The organism is Brevundimonas sp. NPDC090276 (assembly GCF_044772165.1).
Classification (GTDB): domain Bacteria; phylum Pseudomonadota; class Alphaproteobacteria; order Caulobacterales; family Caulobacteraceae; genus Brevundimonas.
This window is the reverse complement of the sequence record NZ_JBIVYK010000002.1, coordinates 104,496-125,573: the sequence shown is the minus strand read 5'-3', so window position 1 is coordinate 125,573 and position 21,078 is coordinate 104,496. Positions and strand designations below refer to the sequence as shown.

At 66.2% G+C, this 21,078-nt stretch carries 20 protein-coding genes; 9 read left to right on the top strand and 11 right to left on the bottom strand.

Going from position 1 to position 21,078, the window contains the following annotated elements; translation table 11 throughout:
* Nucleotides 1-42: 42 nt before the first annotated feature.
* From ACIQTU_RS06400 to ACIQTU_RS06390, 3 genes are all read left to right on the top strand, one after another.
* Entirely contained in the window at nucleotides 43-957 is a 915-nt protein-coding gene (locus ACIQTU_RS06400) for a BLUF domain-containing protein (RefSeq protein WP_400544059.1), read from the top strand.
* 154 nt (nucleotides 958-1,111) lie between these two features.
* Entirely contained in the window at nucleotides 1,112-2,767 is a 1,656-nt protein-coding gene (locus ACIQTU_RS06395) for an ATP-binding protein (RefSeq protein ID WP_400544056.1), read from the top strand.
* Nucleotides 2,768-2,962: 195 nt separating this feature from the next.
* Nucleotides 2,963-5,749, top strand: coding sequence for a M14 metallopeptidase family protein (locus tag ACIQTU_RS06390; protein ID WP_400544053.1), 2,787 nt, complete (start codon nucleotides 2,963-2,965; stop codon nucleotides 5,747-5,749).
* A 109-nt stretch (nucleotides 5,750-5,858) separates the two neighbouring features.
* Here the strand turns inward: ACIQTU_RS06390 and ACIQTU_RS06385 are convergent, their stop codons facing one another.
* The 5 genes from ACIQTU_RS06385 to ACIQTU_RS06365 all read right to left on the bottom strand — a co-directional run bounded on the left by ACIQTU_RS06385 (nucleotide 5,859) and on the right by ACIQTU_RS06365 (nucleotide 12,543).
* Complete coding sequence (locus ACIQTU_RS06385) at nucleotides 5,859-7,124, bottom strand: dicarboxylate/amino acid:cation symporter (protein WP_400544050.1); 1,266 nt, start codon at nucleotides 7,122-7,124, stop codon at nucleotides 5,859-5,861.
* Between the two features lie 162 nt (nucleotides 7,125-7,286).
* Nucleotides 7,287-10,601, bottom strand: a complete 3,315-nt coding sequence (locus tag ACIQTU_RS06380) for a TonB-dependent receptor domain-containing protein (RefSeq protein ID WP_400544047.1) — start codon at nucleotides 10,599-10,601, stop codon at nucleotides 7,287-7,289.
* A gap of 105 nt (nucleotides 10,602-10,706) precedes the next feature.
* Nucleotides 10,707-11,663 carry a FecR family protein gene (locus tag ACIQTU_RS06375; protein ID WP_400544044.1) on the bottom strand — a complete coding sequence of 319 codons (957 nt, stop codon included), beginning with the start codon at nucleotides 11,661-11,663 and terminating at the stop codon, nucleotides 10,707-10,709.
* Nucleotides 11,635-12,246, bottom strand: a complete 612-nt coding sequence (locus tag ACIQTU_RS06370) for an RNA polymerase sigma factor (RefSeq protein WP_400544041.1) — start codon at nucleotides 12,244-12,246, stop codon at nucleotides 11,635-11,637. The genes ACIQTU_RS06375 and ACIQTU_RS06370 overlap by 29 nt, the downstream gene beginning before the upstream one ends.
* Before the next feature lie 123 nt (nucleotides 12,247-12,369).
* Nucleotides 12,370-12,543, bottom strand: coding sequence for a YdcH family protein (locus tag ACIQTU_RS06365; RefSeq protein WP_114816866.1), 174 nt, complete (start codon nucleotides 12,541-12,543; stop codon nucleotides 12,370-12,372).
* Nucleotides 12,544-12,658: 115 nt separating this feature from the next.
* Here ACIQTU_RS06365 and ACIQTU_RS06360 point away from each other — a divergent pair, with 115 nt between their 5' ends.
* Genes ACIQTU_RS06360 through ACIQTU_RS06350 form a run of 3 tightly spaced genes read left to right on the top strand, consistent with a single transcriptional unit; the run spans nucleotide 12,659 to nucleotide 14,004 of the window.
* Nucleotides 12,659-13,276: a UbiX family flavin prenyltransferase gene (locus ACIQTU_RS06360; protein WP_400544037.1), complete on the top strand. Its 618-nt coding sequence runs from the start codon at nucleotides 12,659-12,661 to the stop codon at nucleotides 13,274-13,276.
* On the top strand, nucleotides 13,273-13,740 hold the full coding sequence (locus ACIQTU_RS06355; RefSeq protein WP_400544034.1) for a TIGR02444 family protein: 468 nt from the start codon (nucleotides 13,273-13,275) through the stop codon (nucleotides 13,738-13,740). Before ACIQTU_RS06360 ends, ACIQTU_RS06355 begins: the two co-directional genes overlap by 4 nt.
* Nucleotides 13,741-13,779: 39 nt before the next feature.
* Complete coding sequence (locus ACIQTU_RS06350; RefSeq protein ID WP_400544032.1) at nucleotides 13,780-14,004, top strand: YdcH family protein; 225 nt, start codon at nucleotides 13,780-13,782, stop codon at nucleotides 14,002-14,004.
* A 12-nt stretch (nucleotides 14,005-14,016) separates the two neighbouring features.
* On the opposite strand, the gene ACIQTU_RS06345 is transcribed toward ACIQTU_RS06350, so the two are convergent.
* A complete protein-coding gene (locus tag ACIQTU_RS06345) occupies nucleotides 14,017-14,583 on the bottom strand; it encodes a GGDEF domain-containing protein (protein WP_400547038.1) in 567 nt (188 codons plus the stop codon).
* A gap of 134 nt (nucleotides 14,584-14,717) precedes the next feature.
* Here ACIQTU_RS06345 and purE point away from each other — a divergent pair, with 134 nt between their 5' ends.
* Together purE and ACIQTU_RS06335 are read left to right on the top strand one after the other, a co-directional pair.
* Nucleotides 14,718-15,209: a 5-(carboxyamino)imidazole ribonucleotide mutase gene (gene purE, locus ACIQTU_RS06340; protein WP_400544029.1), complete on the top strand. Its 492-nt coding sequence runs from the start codon at nucleotides 14,718-14,720 to the stop codon at nucleotides 15,207-15,209.
* A 1-nt stretch (nucleotide 15,210) separates the two neighbouring features.
* Nucleotides 15,211-16,293: a 5-(carboxyamino)imidazole ribonucleotide synthase gene (locus tag ACIQTU_RS06335; RefSeq protein WP_400544026.1), complete on the top strand. Its 1,083-nt coding sequence runs from the start codon at nucleotides 15,211-15,213 to the stop codon at nucleotides 16,291-16,293.
* Nucleotides 16,294-16,314: 21 nt separating this feature from the next.
* Here ACIQTU_RS06335 and ACIQTU_RS06330 read toward each other — a convergent pair whose 3' ends face one another.
* Complete coding sequence (locus ACIQTU_RS06330; protein WP_400544023.1) at nucleotides 16,315-16,983, bottom strand: COQ9 family protein; 669 nt, start codon at nucleotides 16,981-16,983, stop codon at nucleotides 16,315-16,317.
* Nucleotides 16,984-17,172: 189 nt separating this feature from the next.
* On the opposite strand from ACIQTU_RS06330, the gene rpsU reads away from it, so the two are divergent.
* Nucleotides 17,173-17,415, top strand: a complete 243-nt coding sequence (gene rpsU / locus ACIQTU_RS06325; protein ID WP_105562988.1) for a 30S ribosomal protein S21 — start codon at nucleotides 17,173-17,175, stop codon at nucleotides 17,413-17,415.
* Nucleotides 17,416-17,503: 88 nt separating this feature from the next.
* Here rpsU and ACIQTU_RS06320 read toward each other — a convergent pair whose 3' ends face one another.
* The 4 genes from ACIQTU_RS06320 to ACIQTU_RS06305 form a co-directional block, all read right to left on the bottom strand.
* Nucleotides 17,504-17,788 (bottom strand): hypothetical protein, encoded by a 285-nt coding sequence (locus ACIQTU_RS06320; protein ID WP_400544020.1) that lies wholly within the window; start codon nucleotides 17,786-17,788, stop codon nucleotides 17,504-17,506.
* Between the two features lie 76 nt (nucleotides 17,789-17,864).
* On the bottom strand, nucleotides 17,865-19,310 hold the full coding sequence (locus tag ACIQTU_RS06315; protein ID WP_400544017.1) for an ABC transporter permease: 1,446 nt from the start codon (nucleotides 19,308-19,310) through the stop codon (nucleotides 17,865-17,867).
* Entirely contained in the window at nucleotides 19,307-20,287 is a 981-nt protein-coding gene (locus ACIQTU_RS06310) for an ABC transporter ATP-binding protein (protein WP_400544014.1), read from the bottom strand. Before ACIQTU_RS06310 ends, ACIQTU_RS06315 begins: the two co-directional genes overlap by 4 nt.
* Nucleotides 20,288-20,387: 100 nt before the next feature.
* Nucleotides 20,388-21,014, bottom strand: a complete 627-nt coding sequence (locus ACIQTU_RS06305) for a M23 family metallopeptidase (protein ID WP_400544011.1) — start codon at nucleotides 21,012-21,014, stop codon at nucleotides 20,388-20,390.
* Nucleotides 21,015-21,078 lie beyond the last annotated feature (64 nt).

The window sequence follows — 21,078 nt, the reverse complement described above, 5'->3', positions numbered from 1 at the left end:
AGCGCAGGAAAACTTACACTAAAGGCAGTAACAACATAAGAAATGCAAATTTCTTTGCCGCAGGAATATTGTGTTACCCCCCAAGTGCAATCCCATTGCTTCAAATACAAAATGACATTCAACATCCTGATGCTGACCGGCGAGCAAATTCGGGCCGCTCGCGCGCTTTCACGAACCGAGCAAAGCGAACTGGCACGACTTTCCGGGCTCAGCCTGGAGACCATCAAGCGACTGGAGCGCATTCGCGGGCCGGTGAACGCCAATGCTCGCACCCTGCGTGCGATTCAGGACGCCTTCGAAGGCCTTGGCGTGCAATTCGACGGCGACGACGCGGGCAACATCGGGGTGCTGCGCCGCTTCTCCGAAGCGCGCCTGACCGAGGCCTCGGCTCGCCCGCCCGACACGGCGCCCCCGCTACGCCTGCACCGCCTCGTCTATCAGAGCCGCATCGCCCATAGCGGCGCGGAAAGCCTGCGGCCAACCCTGGCCTACATCAACGCCGAAGCCGGAATCCTGCACGCCAGTCTCGGCCTCACCGGCATCATCTACGTCAACGAAGGTCGGATGCTGCAAGCGCTCGAAGGCGACAGGGACGCGGTACATCAGGCCTACCACGCTATCAGTTGCTACCCGCAGCATCGCGACCTGCGCCTGATTGAGGATCGCCCCACGTCCCAGCGCCAGTTCAGCGGATTCAGCTTCTGCTGCGGCGTGTTCCCCGAGGATTTCGCACGTATGGAGGGGGGCAAGACCTTGCAGGGCGGCTTCAACGTCGCGGACCTGACGCCGGGCGCAGCCTCGGACCTGTTGGGGGTTGCGCGCGACCTGCAGCAGACCCCGCCGCGGCAAACGCGCGGGAACCCCGGCGCCTGCACCCTCGCCTCGACCTGTCTGGACAGCACCTGCGGCCGCGCCCGCATGGCGCCCGGCTACCATGATGCCCCTCAGGCGCACTAAAACGCCCAGGCAGCCAGAGGCGCGCCACCTGCGGCGCAACACAATGTATTTGCTGAATTAAATTTCACAAAATACGGAGAACGTCGCTCTAAGTTTTGCAATTTCCCTTATGGTCAGGCGCGTGAAAGAGAGACCTGCCGGGGAGCCCCCATTTATGAAGAGCGCCAATCGCGGCGGACAGGCCGGCCCTCATGACCCTCGTTCGCGCTGGCGTGACGCCAGAAGCGCCCTGAAGAAGACGCTGGCGGTTCAGGCGGGTCTGCCGGAAACCCTGGAAGACATACTCAACAGCATCCTCAACATCTCGTCCGAGGGCATCATCGTCGCCGATCAGGACCTGCGGATCCTGCTGTTCAGCAAGGGCGCCGAGGTCATCTTCGGCTATTCGGCGCCCGAGGTCCTGGGACGGCATATAGAGCTGCTCATCCCGCCGGACCGTCGCGCAGCCCACCAGCAGCGGGTTCAAGGCTTCGCCGCCGGGGCCATCCTCAGCCGCCGAATGAGCAATCGCCAGGACGTCACCGGCCTGACCAAGGACGGCCGCCTGGCGCCGATCGAAGTCGGCCTGTCAAAGCTGACGACGCGCACCGGCATGGTCTACACCGCCATCATCCGCGATATCTCGGAAAGCCTTCAGGCCGAGGCCGAGCTGAACCAGGCGGTCAGCGAGGCCACCGCCGCCAACGCGGCCAAGTCAGCTTTCCTGGCCGCCATGAGCCATGAGGTGCGCACACCGTTGAACGGCGTCCTCGGCATGGCCCAGGCCATGGCTCGCGACACCCTGCCCCCGAAACAGGCCGAACGGCTGGAGGTCATTCGCCAGTCCGGCGAAAGCCTGCTGGGCATCCTCAACGACATGCTCGACCTGTCCAAGATCGAGGCCGGCAAGCTGGAGATGGAAACGCTGGAGTTCGACCTCGGCGAGTTGATCGCCGGGACGCACAACACCTTTTCGGCCCTCGCCGCCCAGAAGGGACTGCAGTTCGATCTGCACGTGGCCCGCCGCGCCGAGGGCGCCTATCTGGGCGACCCGCTGCGCCTGCGCCAGGTGCTGAACAACCTGATCTCGAACGCCGTCAAATTCACCGAAAAGGGCTTGGTCGAGGTCGATGTCGATCGCCAGGGCGGCCTGCTGGTCATCGCCGTCCGGGACACCGGGATGGGCATTTCGCCCGGCGCTTTGACGCGGCTGTTCGAGAAATTCGAACAGGGCGACCTGTCGACGACGCGGCGGTTCGGCGGCACAGGTCTGGGATTGGCCATCTGTCGGGACCTTGTGCGACTGATGGGCGGGGACATATCCGCCGTCAGCACCGTCCACAAAGGCGCGACCTTCACGGTGCGCCTGCCGCTGGAACATATCGGTCACGTCCCGGCCCTGCCCGATGTTCTGGGGCCTCACCCGTCGGCCGATCACCGCCCCCAGGTCCGCTTGCTGGTCGCCGAAGACAACCGCGCCAACCAACTCGTCATCGACACCCTGCTGCGACAGGTCGGCATCGCTCCGGTCATCGTCCCGGACGGCAGGGCCGCCGTCGCGGCCTGGGAAGAAAAGCCCTGGGACCTGATCCTTATGGACGTGCAGATGCCCGAAATGGACGGACCGACCGCCACCTCCATCATCCGCCGACGCGAGCTGGACAGCGGCCAGGCCCGGACACCGATCCTGGCCCTTACCGCCAACGCCATGGACCATCAGCTAGCGGAGTACCGGCAAGCGGGCATGGACGGCCTGGTCGCCAAACCCATCGAGATCGAAAAGCTCTTTGCCGCCATCACGGGCGCCATCCGCCCGCCCTCCTCGGCCTAGACCCGTCCCCGAACTCGACAGGGCGCAACTTCAAAGCGAACACTGAATGACGTCCAGCCATGGACATCTCCAAGCGTGACGGCATCGTGGAGGAATCGGCGCCGCCGCAACGTCATGTATCGAGCGCCTCGCAGTAGCTTTGACAGGAACGCAATGATCAGACCGTCCTCACCCGCCACGCCCCAGCACAGAAGCTTGCGCCGCCGCCCTCTGCGGACCCTGGCCTGGACCGTCGGTTTCGCCGCCTTCGCCCTGACCAGCACCAGCGCCCTGGCCTATGAGGCGGCGCTGGCGGAACAGCCAGCGGCGGTCTCGACGACCGCGACGGCCTCACGCATCACCTCGCCGCAGGAAGCGTTCGGCCATGAGGTCGGGGCAGACTATCACCTGGTCAACTACACCCAGTGGGAAGCCTATCTGAAGACCCTGGCCAGCCAGTCAGACCGGATGAAGCTGGTCGAGATCGGCAAGTCCTCGGAAGGACGCACGCAATATATCGCCATCGTCTCGACGCCCGAAAATCTGGCCCATCTGGACCGCTATCAGGAGATCGCGCGTCGTCTGGCCAAGGCCGAGGGCGTGACCGAGGAGCAGGCCCGCGCCATGTCCGCCGAAGGCAAGGCCGTGGTCTGGATCGACGGCGGCCTGCACTCGACCGAGACCGTCCCGCCCCAGGCCCTGATCGCCGCCGTGCACGAATGGCTGACGGCGGAAGACCCCGAGGCTCTGCGCGTTCTGAACGACACCATCATCCTGTTCGCGCCGCTGAACCCGGACGGGATGGAGCTGGTCTCCAACTGGTACATGCGCAACGAGGACCCGCTGAAGCGCGAGTTCGCCTCGATCCCGGTGCTGTACCAGAAGTACGTCGGCCACGATAACAACCGCGACTACTACCTGTCGGCCATGGCCGAGACGACCAACGTCAACCGCCAGTTCTTCCGCGAGTGGTTCCCGCAGATCATCTACAACCACCACCAGACGGCGCCGGCCGGGACTGTGGTCTTCATGCCGCCGTTCCGCGACCCGTTTAACTACAACTACGACCCCCTGGTCATGGGCACGTTGTCGGAAGTCGGCGCGGCCATGCACAGCCGCCTGATCGAAGAGGGCAAGCCCGGCTCGACCATGCGCAGCGGCGCCAGCTACTCGACCTGGAACAACGGGATGGAACGCTCCATCACCTACTTCCACAATGCGGTCGGCTTGCTAACCGAGATCACCGGCCACCCGACCCCGAGCCAGATCAGCCTGATCCCGCAGAACCAGCTGGCCCGCAACGACCTGCCCATGCCGGTCGCGCCCCAGACCTGGCATTTCGCCCAGTCGATCGAATACTCGCAGTCGATCAACCGCGCCGTCCTGAACTACGCCTCGCGCAACAAGGACCGGCTGCTGTTCAACATCTGGCGCATGGGCCAGAACGCCATCGACAAGGGCAACACCGACACCTGGCGCATCACGCCGACCGGGGTCGAGGCTCTGGTCGAGGCCGCTCAGGAACAGGGCGCCGTCGCCGGCCGTCGCGGCGTCGATCCGGCCCTCTATGAAAAGGTGCTGCGAGATCCCGCCCGTCGCGATCCGCGCGGCTATGTCATCCCGGCGGATCAGGCCGACCTGCCCAACGCGGTGGCCTTCCTCAACAGCCTGATCAAGACGGGCGTTGACGTGGACCGCGCCACACGCGCCTTCACCATCGGCGGCACGACCTATCCGGCCGGTTCCTATGTGGTGAAGACGGCCCAGGCCTATCGCCCGCACGTGCTGGACATGTTCGAGCCGCAGGACCACCCCCACGACCTGCAGTATCCGGGCGGCCCGCCCGCCCTGCCCTATGACGCCACCGGCTATACCCTGGCGCTGCAGATGGGCGTGAAGTTCGACCGCATCCTCGACGGCTTCGAGGCCCCGACCGAGCGTGTCGCCGACGTCATGGCCCCGCCGCCCGGCAGGATCGACGGTTCGGGCCGCGCCGGCTGGCTGATCGATCACGCGCCGGTCAACGGCTACATCCTGACCAACCGTCTGCTGAAGGCAGGCGTGCCGGTCTTCTGGCAGGAAGGCGAGACCCGCGCGGGCCGCCAGACCCTGGCCCCCGGCGCCCTGTGGATCCCGGCCAGTGATGCGGCTCGTCCGATCGTCGAGGCCGCCGTGCGCGATCTGGGCCTGAACGCCCACGCCGCCGCGCGTGCTCCGAGCGGCGACAAGATCGTACTGAAGCCGGTGCGCGTCGGTCTGGTCGACCGCTACGGCGGCTCGATGGCCTCTGGCTGGACCCGCTTCATGCTGGAGCAGTTCGAGTATCCGTTCGAGGTCGTCTATCCGCAGCGTCTGGACGCGGGCGATCTGGCCAAGGACTTCGACGTCCTGGTCTTCGCCTCGGACATGATCCCGACGGACCTCTCGGCGGCCGCGCAGCGCGACCAGCCCGAAGCCGAAGCCATCCCCGCCGAGTACCGCGGCTGGCTGGGCCACATCACGGCTGAAAAGACCGTGCCGCAGCTCGACGCCTTCGTGCGCGGCGGCGGCAGCGTCGTCACCATCGGCTCGTCGCACCGCCTGGCCACGGCCATGGGCGCACCGGTTCAGGACGTGCTGCTTGGCGCGGACGGCAAGGCCCCGGCCTCGACCGACTTCTTCATCCCCGGCGCCGTCCTGAAGACCGAGGTCGACAATCGTCAGCCGCTGGCCTTCGGCGCCCCGGCCCAGATGAACGTCTTCTTCAACCGCAACTCGGGCTTCCGCCACACCGCAGAAACCGGCTCCATCGTCCGCTACCCGGAACAGGTCGCGGTCGCCAGCGGCTGGGCCATCGGTCCGCAGAAGCTGTCGGGTTCGGACGCCGTTCTGGACCTGCCGCACGGCGAAGGCCGGGTGATCGTGCTCGGCCCCGACGTGGTCAACCGCGCCCAGGCCCGGTCGTCGGTGCGCCTGCTGTTCAACGCCCTCCTGTACGGGCCCGCGGTCAGCGCCGAGGAGTAACACTGGCACGGCGGCGGCCTTCGGGTCGCCGCCAGCCTGACCAGTGCCGCATAGCAAAACGGCCGCCCCATCGCTGGGGCGGCCGTTTCATTTTCAGCGCCTGGAAGGCTTAGGCGGCGACGGGCTTGGGCCCCTCCGCTCCCTCTTCCGGGATGTCATCGAGTTCGCCTTCCCACTTGGCGACCACGGCGGCGGCGACGGAGTTGCCGACCACGTTGGTGGCCGAACGGCCCATGTCGAGCAGGTGGTCGACGCCAAGCACGATGGCGATCCAGGCTTCCGGCAGACCGAAGTAGGTCAGGGTCGCCATGATGACCACCAGCGAGGCCCGCGGGATGCCGGCGATGCCCTTGGACGTCACCATCAGCAGCAGCAGCATGAAGACCTGCTGCGAGACGCTGAGGTGCACGCCATGCGCCTGCATGATGAACATGGTGGCGAAGGTGCAGTAGAGCATCGAACCGTCGAGGTTGAACGAGTAACCCAGCGGCAGGACGAAGCTGACGATGCGGCGACGCACGCCCACCGTCGGCAGCGCGTCCAGGATGCGCGGATAGGCGGCTTCCGAGCTGGCGGTCGAGAAGGCCAGCAGGGCCGGGGTGCGGATCACCTTGAACAGGGGGATGACGCGACGACCCAGCACGACGGCGGCGGCCAGGAACAGCAGGCCCCACAGGATGCCCATCGAACCGTAGAAGCCGAGGACGAACTTGGCGTAGACCGCCAGCATCTCCAGCCCTTGGGTGGCGATGGTCGAGGCCAGGGCGGCGAAGATGGCCAAGGGGGCCAGCTTCATCACGAACTCGGTGACCTTCAGCATGATGCTGGCGGCCTGTTCGACCAGGTTCAGCACCGCCGGCGCCTTGTCGTCGAGGGCGGCGACCGCCGTGCCGACGAACAGGGAGAAGACCACGATCTGCAGGATCTCGTTCTTGGCCATGGCGTCGAAGATCGAGGTCGGCACCAGGTGGGTGACGAAGCCGTGCAGAGAGAAGGCGTCGGTCGAGGCGGCCGGAGCCGTCGCCAGCGCCGCCTGCGGCAGGTGCATGCCCGCCCCCGGCTGCAGCAGTTGCACCATCACCAGACCCAGCAGCAGCGACACCACCGAGGCGCCGATGAACCAGGTCATGGTCTTGACGCCGATACGCCCGACCGAGGCCGCGTCTTCCATGTGGGCGATGCCCGCGACCAGGGTCGTAAAGACCAGCGGCGCGATGATCATCTTGATCAGACGCAAGAAGACGTCGGTGATCAGAGACAGATTCGTCGCAGCCGCCGCCGCCTGATCCGCGCTCAGGTACTGGTTGACGCCCCAGCCGACCAGCACGCCGAGGATCATGGCGCCGATGATGAGGTAGGCGAATATTCGGTTCATTTTCAATGTTCCAACTGCACTCGGCTCACCCCGTCGGAACACTTCCCCCCGACCGTACGAGCCTTGTCCGTCCATACAAAAGCGGGGCAGCAGACGTTCAAAATGTCCGCTGCCCCGCCTCGTTCAGGTCTTAGCTAAAGCCAATCGGCCTTCGCGACTAGATCAGAATTCCTTCCGGATGGTCGCATACCACCAGCGACCACGGTTCGAGTGGACGCTGCCGTCGTAGCCGTAACGTTCGTTGGCCAGCGGCGGATCTTCGTTCGTTATATTGCGGGCGCCGACGCGAAGACGCGTGCCGTCCATGCGACCGCCCTCGAACTCATACTGGACGTAGAGGTTATGGGTCAGCCAATCCTCGACGACCCAGTAGTCGCCGCTGCCGACCAGGTTGGCCGAGGTGTCGTAGTAATCGCTGACGTAGCTGGAATAGAAGCCCGTGCTCCACGGACCGTTATCCCAGGTAAGGCTGGATGAGGCCTTCCACTGGGGACGACCGTTGCGACGGACCAGTTCCTCGACGCCCGAGACAGTGACGCCCGAGATGACGCCATCCTTGAGGCCGTCCAGCAGCATCTGGTGGTTCTCGTTGGCGTCCTGATACAGCTTCAGCCACTGACTGACGTTGACGCTCCAGGTGAAGGAGCCGACCGGCGTGTCGCGCAGGCTGTAGTGCATCCGGTAGTCCACGCCTTCAGATTCGCGCGGCTGCAGGTTCAGATAGTCGTCCTTGATCGACAGGATGGTGCCGACCGGGGCCAGGCCCGCGGCCTGACCATCAGCGATCTGCTGGGCGTCCGGATCGGCGCGCACCACGTTCTCGTTGAAGCTGCCGATCTGACGCAGATAGTAGTCCATGATCAGCTGGTTGGTCGCGCCGAAGATGCCGACCAGATCGGTCTGGTTGATTTTCCAGTAGTCCACCGCGAAGGTCAGCACGCCATAGTCGGCGGACCAGAGCTTGGGCTCGAACACCAGGCCGGCGCTGAGGTTTTCCGAACGCTCGGGCTTCAGGTCCGGATTGCCGGCGCGGTTCTCGATCCGCGATTCCGACGCGCAGTAGTCATTGTTCGTCGTCATGTTCGGAATGGCGCCGATCGCCACCTGAACGGCGCAGGCGGCGTAGTCGCGGCGCGAGTTCGAGCGCTGGAAGTCCGGCTGGTGCAGTTGCGTCAGGTTCGGCGCGCGGAAGCCCTTGGACCAGGCGGTGCGGAACATCAGCCAGTCATTCGGGCGATAGGCGACCGCCACCTTGGGCGCCCCGACCAGACCGAACAGGGAGTAGTCCTCCAGACGGCCGGCCACCTGCATGTCGATCGACTTGACGAAGGGGATGTTCATCTCGGGCGAAACGACCGGGATCGCCAGTTCAGCGAAGGCCGAATAGACGTTGCGCGCGCCCGAGCTGTCGGGGGTGTAGGTCACACCCATGATGTCCGACTGGCTGGTGGATCCGGCCAAATCAGTGAAGGTGATCGTGCCGTCCAGGCGGTCGTCGCGGTCCTCGGCGAAGCTTTCACGACGCGCCTCAATGCCGGCCGCCAGGCCGACGTCGCCAGCCGGAAGCGTGTAGATGTCGGGACGCGAGACGTGGAAGTCCCACTGCATCAGCTCGGTTTCCGCCGTGCGGCCGACCCGAACCATGAAGCTGTCGATGGTGTCCTGATTGTTGACGCCGAAAACGGCGTTGCGCGGATTGTTCAGGTCCCCGCCGACGAAGGGGTTGTAGGCGTCTGGAGTCGTCTTGTTGATGGCCGCCTGCAGGCCGGTCATGCTGACGCCGTCCATCTCGTCCACGGTGCGCGCCTTGGAGTAGAGCAGCGCGCTTTCCCAGTCGAAGCCGCGGAACTGACCGCGCAGGCCGCCGACGAAGCGGGTCGTGACGTTTTCAACGTCGACGGCACGATAGCCGAGGTCGGCGAAACGATAATCCTTGATCTCGACCGGCGCGCCTTCCAGCGGAACAGCGCCTGCGCCCGAGACCCCGATGCCCGGAAGACGCGCGGTCACACCCAGGGCGCCCAACGGGTTCCAGTAGGCCGTAGGCGACATCAGAACACGCTGGAAGTCCAGCGGCGTGTCCTGCTGACGTTGCGACCAGGTGCTGGCCTGATAGTAGCCGATCTCGCCAAAGGCCTCGATGCCGTTGTCGAACTCATGGTTGATGAAGGTGAACAGATTGGCGCGATCGACCGCAGAGCTGATGGTCCGCATCGTGTCGAGGTCGTAGCGCAGGTTCTGATCTTCGTTGTTCGTCGCCGTCGTCAAGGACAGCACCGAATTGTCGAAGCAGGTGCCAGCCACGAAACCCGCCGCCACGCAGCCGGGGTTGGTGCCCGGCTGGATGTGGAAGGAACCAGCGCTGGCGGTCAGCGGCTTCCCGCCAACGGTGGTCGTCGCCTTGCCCGGCGCGTAGGTGCCCGGTTGCAGACGATAGCCTTCGGCCCAGGCCGTGATCGAGCTGTAAGTCACGTAGTCCAGGCCCGTAGCCCGGTCGCCGAAGCGGTTGATGCGGCCCTCGACGGTGGCGTAGTCGCGTTCCCAGATAAACAGGGCGTCGCGGGTCAGATAGTCGCCCATCACCGAGATGTTGGTGCGACCGTCGTTGAAGTCCCGACCGGCCTGGAAGTTGAAGGAATACTCCTCCATCCCGCCCTCGTCGCGGCCCATGCCCGATTGAACGGTGAAGCCGTTAAAGTTGCCGCGCAGGACGGTGTTGACCACCCCCGCGACCGCATCCGTGCCGAACAGGGCGGCGGCGCCGTCAGCCAGGACCTCGACGCGCTGGACGCCCATGACCGGGATCGAGTTGGTGTTGACGGTCGTGACCGGCACATAGTTTTCAATCTGGGTGCCAGGGTGGGCCACCAGGCGGCGGCCGTTCAGCAGCGCCAGGGTGTTGCCCGTGCCAAGCGCCCGCAGGTCGATCGAGGCCACGTCGCCGCGCGCGCTATTAATGCCGCCGTTGTCGGTGTCGGCGTCGTTGAAGTTGACGTCGCCCGCCTGCGAGATCGCGCGATACAGGTCGTCGCCGTCGACGGCGCCGATGGCGTCGATGTCCTGAGCGCCGATGACCGTGACCGGCAGGGCTTCGTTGATGCGCGTGCCCTTAATGCGGCTGCCGACCACCACGACCTCGTCGACCTGGGCGGCCTCCTCCGTCTTTGGGCGCTGACGCAGGACGAAGGTCGATCCCTGATGGCTGACGATCTCGAGATCCGTGCCCTGGATCAGCAGGTTCACCGCCGCCTCGACGTCCATGACGCCGGTGACGGCGCGGGTGCGAACGCCCGCCAGATGCGCCGTCGGCGCCGAAATCTGCACGCCAGCCTGACGCGCCAGCTCCGTGATGGCCTGGCTGATCGGCTGGGCCGGGACGTCGAACGTCCGGTCCTGCGCCATACCGCCATTTGCTGCAAACAGCAGCGCCAGACCTGCGGCGCTGCCCGCCAGGCCCTGCTTCCAAGACGCTTTCATAAACCCCGACCCTTGTACTTTTTGGACGTCCGCCGTGCGACGGATCTGTTCCAAGACGCGGGGCGCGCCAGAACCCTCCAAAAAAAAGCAATTCGTGGTCGGAATTTAGACCAGACGGCGGCTCAGCCGGATTTCCTCGGCGTTCACGGCCACGTCCAGGTCCAGACTTCCGGCCGCCGCGCGGGCGAAGCTGACCGGATCGTTGGCCACGAACAGGCCGGTGATCCGCAGGCTCGCCACCAGGGGATCCGCGGGCACGATGCGGGTGGGATTGTAGCGCGCGAACTCCCGCGCGGCGCGCATCAGGGTCTCGTCTTCCAGCTGGATTCGGCCGTGTCGCCAAGCCAGTTCACGGTCGGCGTCGATCTCTCCCAGATGGACCGGCGGCTTCCCGTCGGACAGGAAGGCGCGAGTGTTGGCCGCCAATTCCAGTCCCTCGCCATTTGCCCCGTTCAGTTCGACCTCGCCGCCGAAGGAGACGACCTGCAACGGGGACTGCCCCAGACGCCGCATCAGGAAGCTGGCGCCGTTGGCGATCACCGCCGCCTCGCCCGAGCGCACCACGAAGGGGCGGCTGGCGTCGGCGACCACGTTGAACAGGGCCTCGCCCGTGTTCAACACGATCTCGCGGGCCTTGCGGTTATAGCGCACATCGCCGTCGGACAGGGTGTTCAGCGTCATCACCGACCCGTCGTCCAGAGGCACCACGCGGGTCTCGCCCATGCGGGTCTCGAACGGCTGAGCGCGGCGATGCAAGGCGGCCAGCGCGCCTGCGCCGCCGACGGCGACCACCGACACCGAAGCAGCGATCAGGCCGCGCCGGCTGATGATGGGTTGGGGCGTTGCGCGCGTGAACGGAATAGCCCCGCCAGCCAACGCCGCCGCCCGGCGGCTGTGCACCGCCACGGCCCGCGCCCGCGCAAAGGCGCCCAGACGCCGCACGTCACCCTCCAGCCAGGCGTCCAGTTCCGCCTGATCCGCCGGAGACAGCGGTCCGTCGTCAAGCCTGGCCGCCCAGAGGCAAGCGACGCGCTCAACCTCCTGGCTTGTCTGCCTGACCATTAACCCGTCCGCGTTGTTTCTTCTCAGACCTAGACGCGACCACCGCGCCAAATCCGCCATTGGCATAGGCGGCCATCAACAGACCCAGTCCCTTGGCGATGTGCTTTTCGACCGTGCTTTCCGCAATCCCGGTCCGACGCGAAACTTCCTTCTGAGAAAGGCCCGAGACTCGGCTCAAAAGGAATATCTTTCGCGTTTTTTCCGGCAGCCGGGAAATCATCTCGGCCAGGACCTGAAGCTCGTTCCGGGCCATGACCGTGTCTTCCGGCGTCAGTTCGTCCACCGCCAGTTGCAGGCTCTCGACCTCGGCCAGAGAACGGATCGACACCACGCTCTTGCGGCGCACCCGGCTGACGACCACCGAATAGGCGGTGCGGAAGAAGTAGGCCCGCACGTTGCGGATCTCCGACACGTCGGCGACCGTCACCAGCTTGGCGTAGGCTTCCTGAATGATGTCGTCGACGTCGCACTCAGCCTGACGCCCACGACGCAGCCAGCCGCGCACCGCCGGCTCATGCGGCATCACATGCGTGGCAAGCCACAGCGCCCGTTCATCAGAAACCCCCATGCGCCGCTTCTGCATGAGGGGAGCGGTGGGATTCAACTGCTATTTTGCGGCCGCAGTTGCGACTCGTCGGTGCAGCAACCCGTAAAAAGCCCCGCCGGCGAACCTGCGGGGCTTTTCCGTTTATGAAATCCGGGAGGCCTAGTGGGTCCTGGCCTCCAGACTAGTGATCTCTTCCTTGAGCCTGAGCTTTCGCTGCTTGAGTTCCCTGATCTGGATCGGGTCCGCGGTGGGTCTCCTGGCCTCCTGCTGGATCGTCTCATCCAGCGAACGGTGCCGATTTCCCAGTTCGCGAATACGAGCCTCGATGGTCATGGCTTGCGCCTCCATGTCTAAGGGACCACTACACTGAGCGCCCGGAACGACGGCCTGTGGAATCACATTGCGGTGACCCCTCGTCGCTCCGAACACGGAGACTGTGGAAGTCAAAATGGCCGATGATGTGAACTCGACCATACGGAACCCGAAACCTTCGCGGTTGGTCGTTGGAATCTCAGGCGCTTCCGGCGTCGTCTATGGCGCACGGCTGCTGGACGCCCTGCGCGAACTGGGCGTGGAGAGCCATCTGGTGGTCACGAAAGCCGCTCTGCTCACATTGTCGCAGGAGACGGATCTGAGCCCCGACGACCTGATGTCGAAGGCCGATGTGACCTACAAGCTGGCCGACGTCGGCGCCGCCATCGCCTCGGGCTCGTTCCGCAGCATGGGCATGATCGTGGCTCCCTGCTCGGTACGGACCATGAGCGAGATCGCCACGGGCGTGACCTCGACCCTGCTGACCCGCGCCGCCGACGTGGTGCTGAAAGAGCGCCGCCCTCTAGTGCTGATGGTGCGCGAGACGCCGCTGCACCTGGGTCACCTGCGCACCATGACGTCGCTGGCCGAGATGGGCGCGACCATCGCCCCGCCCCTGCCCGCCTTCTACGCCAAACCCGCCTCCATCGCCGAGATGGTCGATCAGTCGGTCGGGCGGGCGCTGGACCTGTTCGGTCTGGACTGGGCCGCGGTGCGACGCTGGGAAGGCCTGAACGCCGGAACACAGGCATGAGCGACTTCTGGACCTGGGCCGTCGCGGCCTATGAGGCCCCGGGCGTGGCCGAGGCCTGCCTCAGCCTGCAGGACCACAACGAGCAGAACGTGCCCCTGCTTTTGTGGGCCGCCTGGGTCGCCGTCACCGGCCGTCGCCCGGACGAGGAGACGATCGAGGCCGCCTGCGACGCCGCCCGCGCCTATGACACCGTCGTCACCGCCCCGCTGCGCGCCGTTCGTCGCACGCTGAAAGCCCCCATTCCCGACGTCGAGAATGACCATCGCGAGGCCCTGCGCCAGCAGGTCAAGGCGCTGGAACTGGACGCCGAGCGCCGCCTGATGATGGAACTTGAGGCGCTGGCCCCGGCCCCGTCCGGCCCTCCACGTCGCGCCATCGACGGTCTGGCCGAAACGGCGAAGCTATGGGCCCGCGTGGTGCCGCGCCCGGCGCTGACGACCCTGGCGGATCGCCTTCCCGCCTGACGGTCGGTCGGTTATAAGAGGGGGCTTCCGGGGCGAGCCATGAACGACGACCAACCTTTCCTGTCCGACGAGGACCAGCAGCTTCGCGATACGCTGAAGGCGCTCCTGCAGGAGCACGCCGACCTCGACGCCTCGATCGAGGCGCTCGGCCACATGCCGATCCCCGATCAGCTGCGGATCGCCCGCCTCAAACGCAAGAAGCTGGCCCTGCGCGACGAGATCGTGAAGATCGAAGACCGCATCCTGCCCGACATCATCGCCTAGGCAGGCGAAGGCTTAACGGGCCTTCTTCCGTAGCCACATGGCGGCGTCGGCTTCAGACAGCCAGACCTCGGGATCGGTCTGACCGGCATAGGCTCGTACGCCGAATGATCCGCCCAAAGCCACGGTCGCGCCGTCCCAGACGAAGCCTTCGCTCTGCATGGCGGCGACCAGACGCTTGGCCTTCTCGCGTCCCTCGTCCGCACCGGCGTTCATCAGCAGCAGGGCGAACTCGTCGCCGCCCAGGCGCCCGACGGCGTCGGACTCGCGCACATTGGCCAGCAGCAGGTCCGCGACCGCCATCAGGGCCGCGTCGCCCGCGGCGTGACCCAAGCTGTCGTTGACGCCCTTGAAGCCGTCCATGTCCAGATAAAGCAGCGCCGCCTCGACCCCGTGACGGCGGCAATAGGCCATGCTGCGGTTCAGCACGGTCATGAAGCCGCGCCGGTTCAGGGCGGGGGTCAGGACGTCGTGGTCCGCCAGGGCCTCGGCCGTCTCGGCGCGCGCGGTCAGGGCGGCGACTTCGGCGCGCAGCCGTTCGATCTCGGCGTGCAGATCAATGTCTGCAGTCGGTTCGGCCACGTCGGTCAAGTCAGGCTCCGGCGTCGCGAATCACGGGCGACTCAAGCCCTCGCGACAACAGGGATTCTAGCGTCCTTGGTTGCGGGCGCAACGCGCGTGCTGTAACGGGCCGCTTTCCGTGTGGGAGCCTTCGCATGACCGCCTCGACGCCGCCCGTCGCCATCATCATGGGCAGCCGGTCCGACTGGCCGACGATGAAGCTGGCCGCCGAACGCCTGGATCAGCTGGGCGTCGCCTGGGAAGCCAAGGTCGTCAGCGCCCACCGCACCCCCCAACGCCTCTATGATTTCGCCACCAATGCAAAAGCGATGGGCCACAAGGTCATCATCGCCGGCGCCGGCGGCGCGGCCCACCTGCCCGGCATGGCCGCCTCGATGACCGACCTGCCCGTCCTGGGCGTGCCGGTTCAGTCCAAGGCGCTGAAGGGCATGGATAGCCTGCTCTCCATCGTCCAGATGCCCGGCGGCGTGCCGGTCGCCACCCTGGCCATCGGCGAGGCGGGCGCCGCCAACGCCGGCATCCTGGCGGCGCAGATCCTGGCCCTGTCGGATCCCGAACTGGCCACGCGCCTGAGCGCCTTCCGCGCCGCCCAGACCGAATCCGTCGCCGAAACCGTCGAGGACTGACTTGCCCCAGCTGCCCCTGAGCCCCGGATCGACCCTCGGCATTCTCGGCGGGGGCCAGTTGGGCCGGATGCTGAGCCAGGCCGCCTCGCGCCTCGGCTTCGACGTGGTGATCCTCGACCCGCAGCCGGACTGCCCGGCCGCCCGCGTCTCGCGCGCCCAGATCACCGCCCCCTATGACGACCCCGACGCGCTTCAGGCCCTTGGCCGCCTGTGCGACGTCGTCACCTTCGAGTTTGAGAACGTCCCCGCCTCCTCGGTCGAGACCCTGGCCGAGGCCGGCGCCCTGGTCGCGCCGGGACCGACCGCTCTGGCGGTGGCGCAGGACCGGGTAGACGAGAAGACCTATCTGAACGCCGTCGGCGCCGTGACTGCCGACTTCGCCACCGTCACGACCCTGAACGACCTGACAGCCGCCATCGCCAAGCTCGGCCTGCCCGCCGTGCTGAAGACCCGCCGCGAAGGCTATGACGGCAAGGGTCAGGTCTGGATCAGGGACGCCGCCGACGCCGAAGTCGCCTTCGACACCATCGGCCGACGCCCCGCCGTTCTGGAAGCCGCCGCCGTCTTCCAGCGCGAACTGTCGGTGATCGCGGCCCGCGGTCGTGACGGCGTCGTGGCAGTCTATCCTCTGGGCGAAAACATCCACGCCAATGGCGTGCTGAAGACCACCCTGGCCCCCGCCGCCGTCGATGCGAAAACGCAGGCCCGCGCCGTGGAGATCGCCTCGGCGGTGCTCGACGGACTCGACTACGTCGGCGTCATGGGCATCGAACTGTTTGACATGGGTAACGGCGTCTTGCTGGTGAACGAGGTCGCTCCGCGCGTCCACAACACCGGCCACTGGACCCAGGACGGATGTGTCTGCGACCAGTTCGAACAACACATCCGCGCCATCGTCGGCTGGCCGCTGGGCCCCACCGAGGCCCACGCCCGCATCGAGATGACCAACCTGCTGGGCGACGAGGTCGATCAGTGGCGCGACTTGGCCGCAGAATCGAACGCTCGCCTGCACCTCTACGGCAAGCACGAGGCCCGCGCCGGTCGCAAGATGGCGCACGTCAATCGGGTGCTGGCCTCTCTCTAAAGCCGTTCTCGATGGACGCGGCTAGGCTTCCTTCGCGCCATAGCGCAACCGCCCCAGGGCGTCCGTGACGGCCTTCAGCGGGGCGTCGAAATCCTTGCCTGCCTTCCACTTCTCGAAGGCCATGACGTTCTCGATGCGGCGTGCGACGAAGGCCTCCGCCGCCTCGCGGCCTTCGAACCAGCGCATGGTCAGGGCAGGGATCAGGATGCCGCCCAGGATGGCGCGCTTGGAATAGTGGTTCTGGTCCGTCGCCGTGTCCCCGGCCCAGCGCCACAGGTGGTCGGCGCTTTCCCAGGCCAGCTTGAAGCCCAGGTCGATGTTGGTCGGCAGGCTTAGGAAGCCGGCGCAGCGCTTGGCCGCCTCGATGTCCTGCGCCCCCGCCTCCATCCGCGCCGAGACGGCGGCGGCGATTCGCTCGCGAATCTTCATCATGGCGGCGGGCGTGGCCTCCAGCGCTTTCAGAGCGCGCGAATCGTGACGTCGCGACAGCAGGACGGCCAGATCACGCGCGCCGTTCGGCAGCAGCAGCTCCTCGTCCCCCAGCGATAGCCCATTCGCCTCGCAGGCCGCGCGCACCAGTCGGCTGTTCCAGCCCAGCGCGGGCGCGCGTTCTATAGCGGCGTCCAGAACGGCCTGCTCCATGCGGGAGGCCCAGTCTGTCTTGGGAGCGTCGTCGGCGGTCTGGGTCATATCCCCAGAATAGTCTGCTCCTGCGGGCATTTCGAGCCATCACGATTGCCTGTGTCGATCTGGACAGCCCCCCCTGTGTCGTGTATCAGCGCGCCTTCATCCGAGAGCCCTGACTTTCGGGAGAGATTTTATTTTGTCTGCCCGTCTCCCTTGGAAAGGACGCGGCGGGCGGCCAAAGGAGAGATAACCCTGGTTCAGATTTTCGTCCGCGACAACAATGTCGATCAGGCGCTCAAAGCCCTGAAGAAGAAGATGCAACGCGAAGGCAGCTTCCGTGAAATGAAGCGCCACGTGCACTTCGAGAAGCCCTCGGAAAAGCGCGCTCGCCAAAAGGCTGAAGCCGTTCGCCGCGCTCGCAAGCTGGCTCGCAAGCGCGCCCAGCGCGAAGGCCTGCTGCCGGCTCCGAAGCCCCGCACGCCGGGCGGCCGTTAATACGGCCCCAGCCACAGGCTGAAAGATCAAGGCCCGCCCCGGAAACCGGAGCGGGCCTTTTCTTTGTCCGACAGGTCGCCTGAGACGCCTAGAAGACGCCGACCGCGGCGTCAGCCCAGATCAGCAGCACCGCGAAGATCAGCGCGCCGCCGATCCCCAGCCGCCAGGCCAGCTTCCTGGTCCGCCAAGCCGCCAGCTCGAAGATCAGTCCTGCACCGACCAGCAATAGGCCCGCAAAAGCGAAGTCCGCGGCGTCCCACGCCACCTCATGGGTGAACTGCATGGCGATCAGCGGCAGAAGCAGCAGGGCGACGATCAGCCCCCACATCGCCAGTCGCCACTGGCCGCCCGTCCTGAACATCGTCGTCATCATGATCCGCCTGGATGAATAGGTTCCTGTCGCGATGAACGGACGACGGCGCGCTCAGTTTCACGCCGTCGCCCTGTTCTCAGGCGCCGCCGCGCACCGCGCCGACGAAGCTCTTCCAGTTCAGCTTCACGTCTGACAGCGCCCCGGCACGGAAGGCGCGGCCCGCGACCCAGACCATCAGGGCGGCGAACAGGAACATCCCGATCAGGGCGCCGATGATCTCGACCAGGGGCGGACCGCTGGGTGCGCGCGCCGCCATGACGAAGGGGGTGAAGGGCGGGATCAGGCTCATGATCTTCACGATCGGCGCGTCTGGCGTGCGGATGGCCATCTGCATGACGATCAAGGGCACGAACAGCACCATCATGATCGGCCCCATCAGAGTCTGGGCGTCGCGCGGCGTCTCGCAGAAGGCGCCGATGGCGGCGAACAGGACCGCATACATCAGGTAGCCGCCAACCATGAAGAGCAGGAAATAGATCAGCAGGCCATTGCTCATCAGCACTGAGCCGATATCACGCGCCACGTCGGGAGCGGCCATCAGCACGCCGATCCCGCCCAGACCGCCCCAGGCGACCAGCACAGTCAGCGTCAGCAGGGCCACGCCGAGTACCTTGCCCGTCAGGATTTCGGTCGCCGATGCCGAGGACAGCAGGACCTCCAGGATCTTGTTCGACTTCTCCTCCATCACGCTGTTCAGCAGGATCGAGGCGCCGGTGATGATCAGCGACCACAGGATGAAGCCTACCGCCAGACCCACCACGGTCGGCAGCTTGTCGCGGAACGACACCTCGCCGCCCGACGCCGCCTTGGGCGAGAAGACGGACAGTTCGGGGCGGAAGCGGTCGGTCTGGGCCACCACGGCCGGATCAATGCCGTTGGCGGCGAAGACCTGACGGCGGTTGACGTCCTTCAGCGCGTCGCGGACGGCGTCCTCGACCGCATCGTCGGTGGCGCGGGCGGTCCAGACGCGCGCGCCGGGTTGGCTGTTCGTCTCGGTCAGGAAGACAACGGCGCTCAGTTTCTGGCCGTCCGGCGCGTCATCGCTGAGGTAACGGCGCGCCAGGGCGTCGCGGGCCTCGCCCGGCGCAGCGGCGACGATCTCGGCAGGCGGCGCGACCAGGGTGAGGCTGGGTTTCGGCGCGGTAAAACCGGCCCCGGCGCGCGGTGCCTCGTGTTTCAGTGCCGCAACCCCGGCCTCATAGCCCTGCGTCTCGGCAATCTGGCGCACCCTGTCGCCGCCCGCCACGCCCGCTTCGGGAATGGCGGCCATGCGCAGGGCGTTGATGTCGCCCTTGGCCTGTTCGTTCTCCAGCGACTGGCGCACGGCGGCGGCCAGGCCGGAGCCGATCGGCGCCTCGTCGACCAGAGCGACCGAACGCGTCGGCTCGGCATGGCTCATCAGAATCGGAATGGCCCCGCCCAGAGCCCCGAACAGGGGGAAGGCCAGCAGCGACAACCAGAAGCCGACGGTCTTGGCGTAGGCCATGTACTCGCGGCGCGCGATCAAAAGGGTGCGGTTCATCGGGCGGCCTCCGCCTTGAGGGCATCGCGCGTCGCGTCTCTGGCGACGCTCTGGTCCTCGTCCGGGTGATCGCCGGTCAGAGCGATGAAGGCGTCGTGCAGGGTGGGCTCCTTGATCTGGAAACGCCGCACGTCCAGCCCAGTCAAGAAGGCCGACTTCAACGCCTCCTGCCCCCCCGCGCCCTGAGCCAGCCCGGCGCGCAGCGTGCGCGCCCCGTCCTGCTCAGCCAGAATTTCAACGCCGCTCACCCCCGGCAGAGCCGAAACGGCGGCGACATCCAGCGCCCCCTCCAGCTCCAGGAAGCGCGGCGAGGTCGCTCTCGCCTGATCCACCGTGCCTTCAAACGCCTTTTTGCCGCGCGCCAGCAGCACCACCTTGTCGCACAGACGCTCGGCGTGCTGCATGACGTGGGTCGAGAACAGGACGGTCGCGCCATCGGCGGCCAGGGCGCGGATCATGGCCTCCAGCCCCTGCTGGTTCATCGGGTCGAGGCCGGAAAACGGCTCGTCCAGGATCACGAACTCGGGACGATGCACCACCGAGGCGATCAGTTGAACCTTCTGTGCCATCCCCTTGGACAGCTCCTTCATCTTCTTCTTTTGCGCGTCGCCGAGGCCCATCTGCGTCAGCATCTCGCGGGCGCGCTTGCGGCCCTCGGACGCCGGCACGCCCTTCAGCCCGCCGAAGAAGGCGATGGCGTCCACCGGGGTCATCTTCTTGTAGAGGCCGCGCTCTTCGGGAAGGAAGCCGATGCGGTCGCGCACCTTGCGCCCGTCGTCAGCGCCGAGAATGTCGATCCGGCCCGAGGTGGCGGGCTGAAGCCCCAGGATCATGCGCAGAGTCGAGGTCTTCCCCGCGCCATTGGGGCCGAGGAAGCCGCAGATCGTGCCCTTCTCGACTTCGAAGCTCAGGTCGGACACGGCCTGAAAGCCGCCGTATCTCTTGCTGATTCCATCCAGCGTCAACGCTGCCGTCATGCCCATTCCCCTCGCAACCGTCAGGCATGAAGCCTAACCGCGCTGGAGGGGAAATGGAAAGGGTCGTTTACATTACGGATTGGTCACAATCCGAAACTCCCTACTTCGGCGGACTGACCTTCACGTCGAAGCTCTGACCCACGACCTTAGTGGGGTTCACCTGACCGCCGTTGCGACGCACCTCGAAATGCAGGTGCGGGCCGGTCGAATAGCCGGTCGATCCCACCAGGCCGATCCGCTCTCCCGTGGTCACCGACTGGCCGGTGTGGACATCGATGCGGCTGAGGTGGCCATAGACGCTGCTCATGCCGTTGGGGTGTTTGACCTCGATGAAGTTGCCGTAGCCGCCGGCCTGGAAGCCGGCGCGGATCACCTTGCCCTCGGCGGTCGAATAGACGCTGGTGCCCTTGGGCGCGGCGATGTCCACGCCCTTGTGGGCGCGGGCCTTGGCCTCGATGGCCAGCTTGCGCAGACCAAAGGCCGAGTTGATCCGATAGCCCTTCACCGGGGCCTCGAACACGACCTTGCGCATCAGAGGACCGGCGGGCTTGGCCACCGCCGTGACCGGCGGGGCGGCGGGAGCGGACAGGTCATCGACCTTGTCCGGGGCGGGATTGGCGCCGTTCAGAGGCGCGGCGGCCATGGCGAGAACAGCGGCGCCGGCCAGCAGGGTGATGTGACCGACATGAAGCACGAACGGCCGAGCGGCCGGGGGTAAGAAACGCATACTAAAACAACAGCTCCTGGCGCTCTTTCAAGCGGGAGGGCCGTCGTGGTCGCGCAGCGCGCGG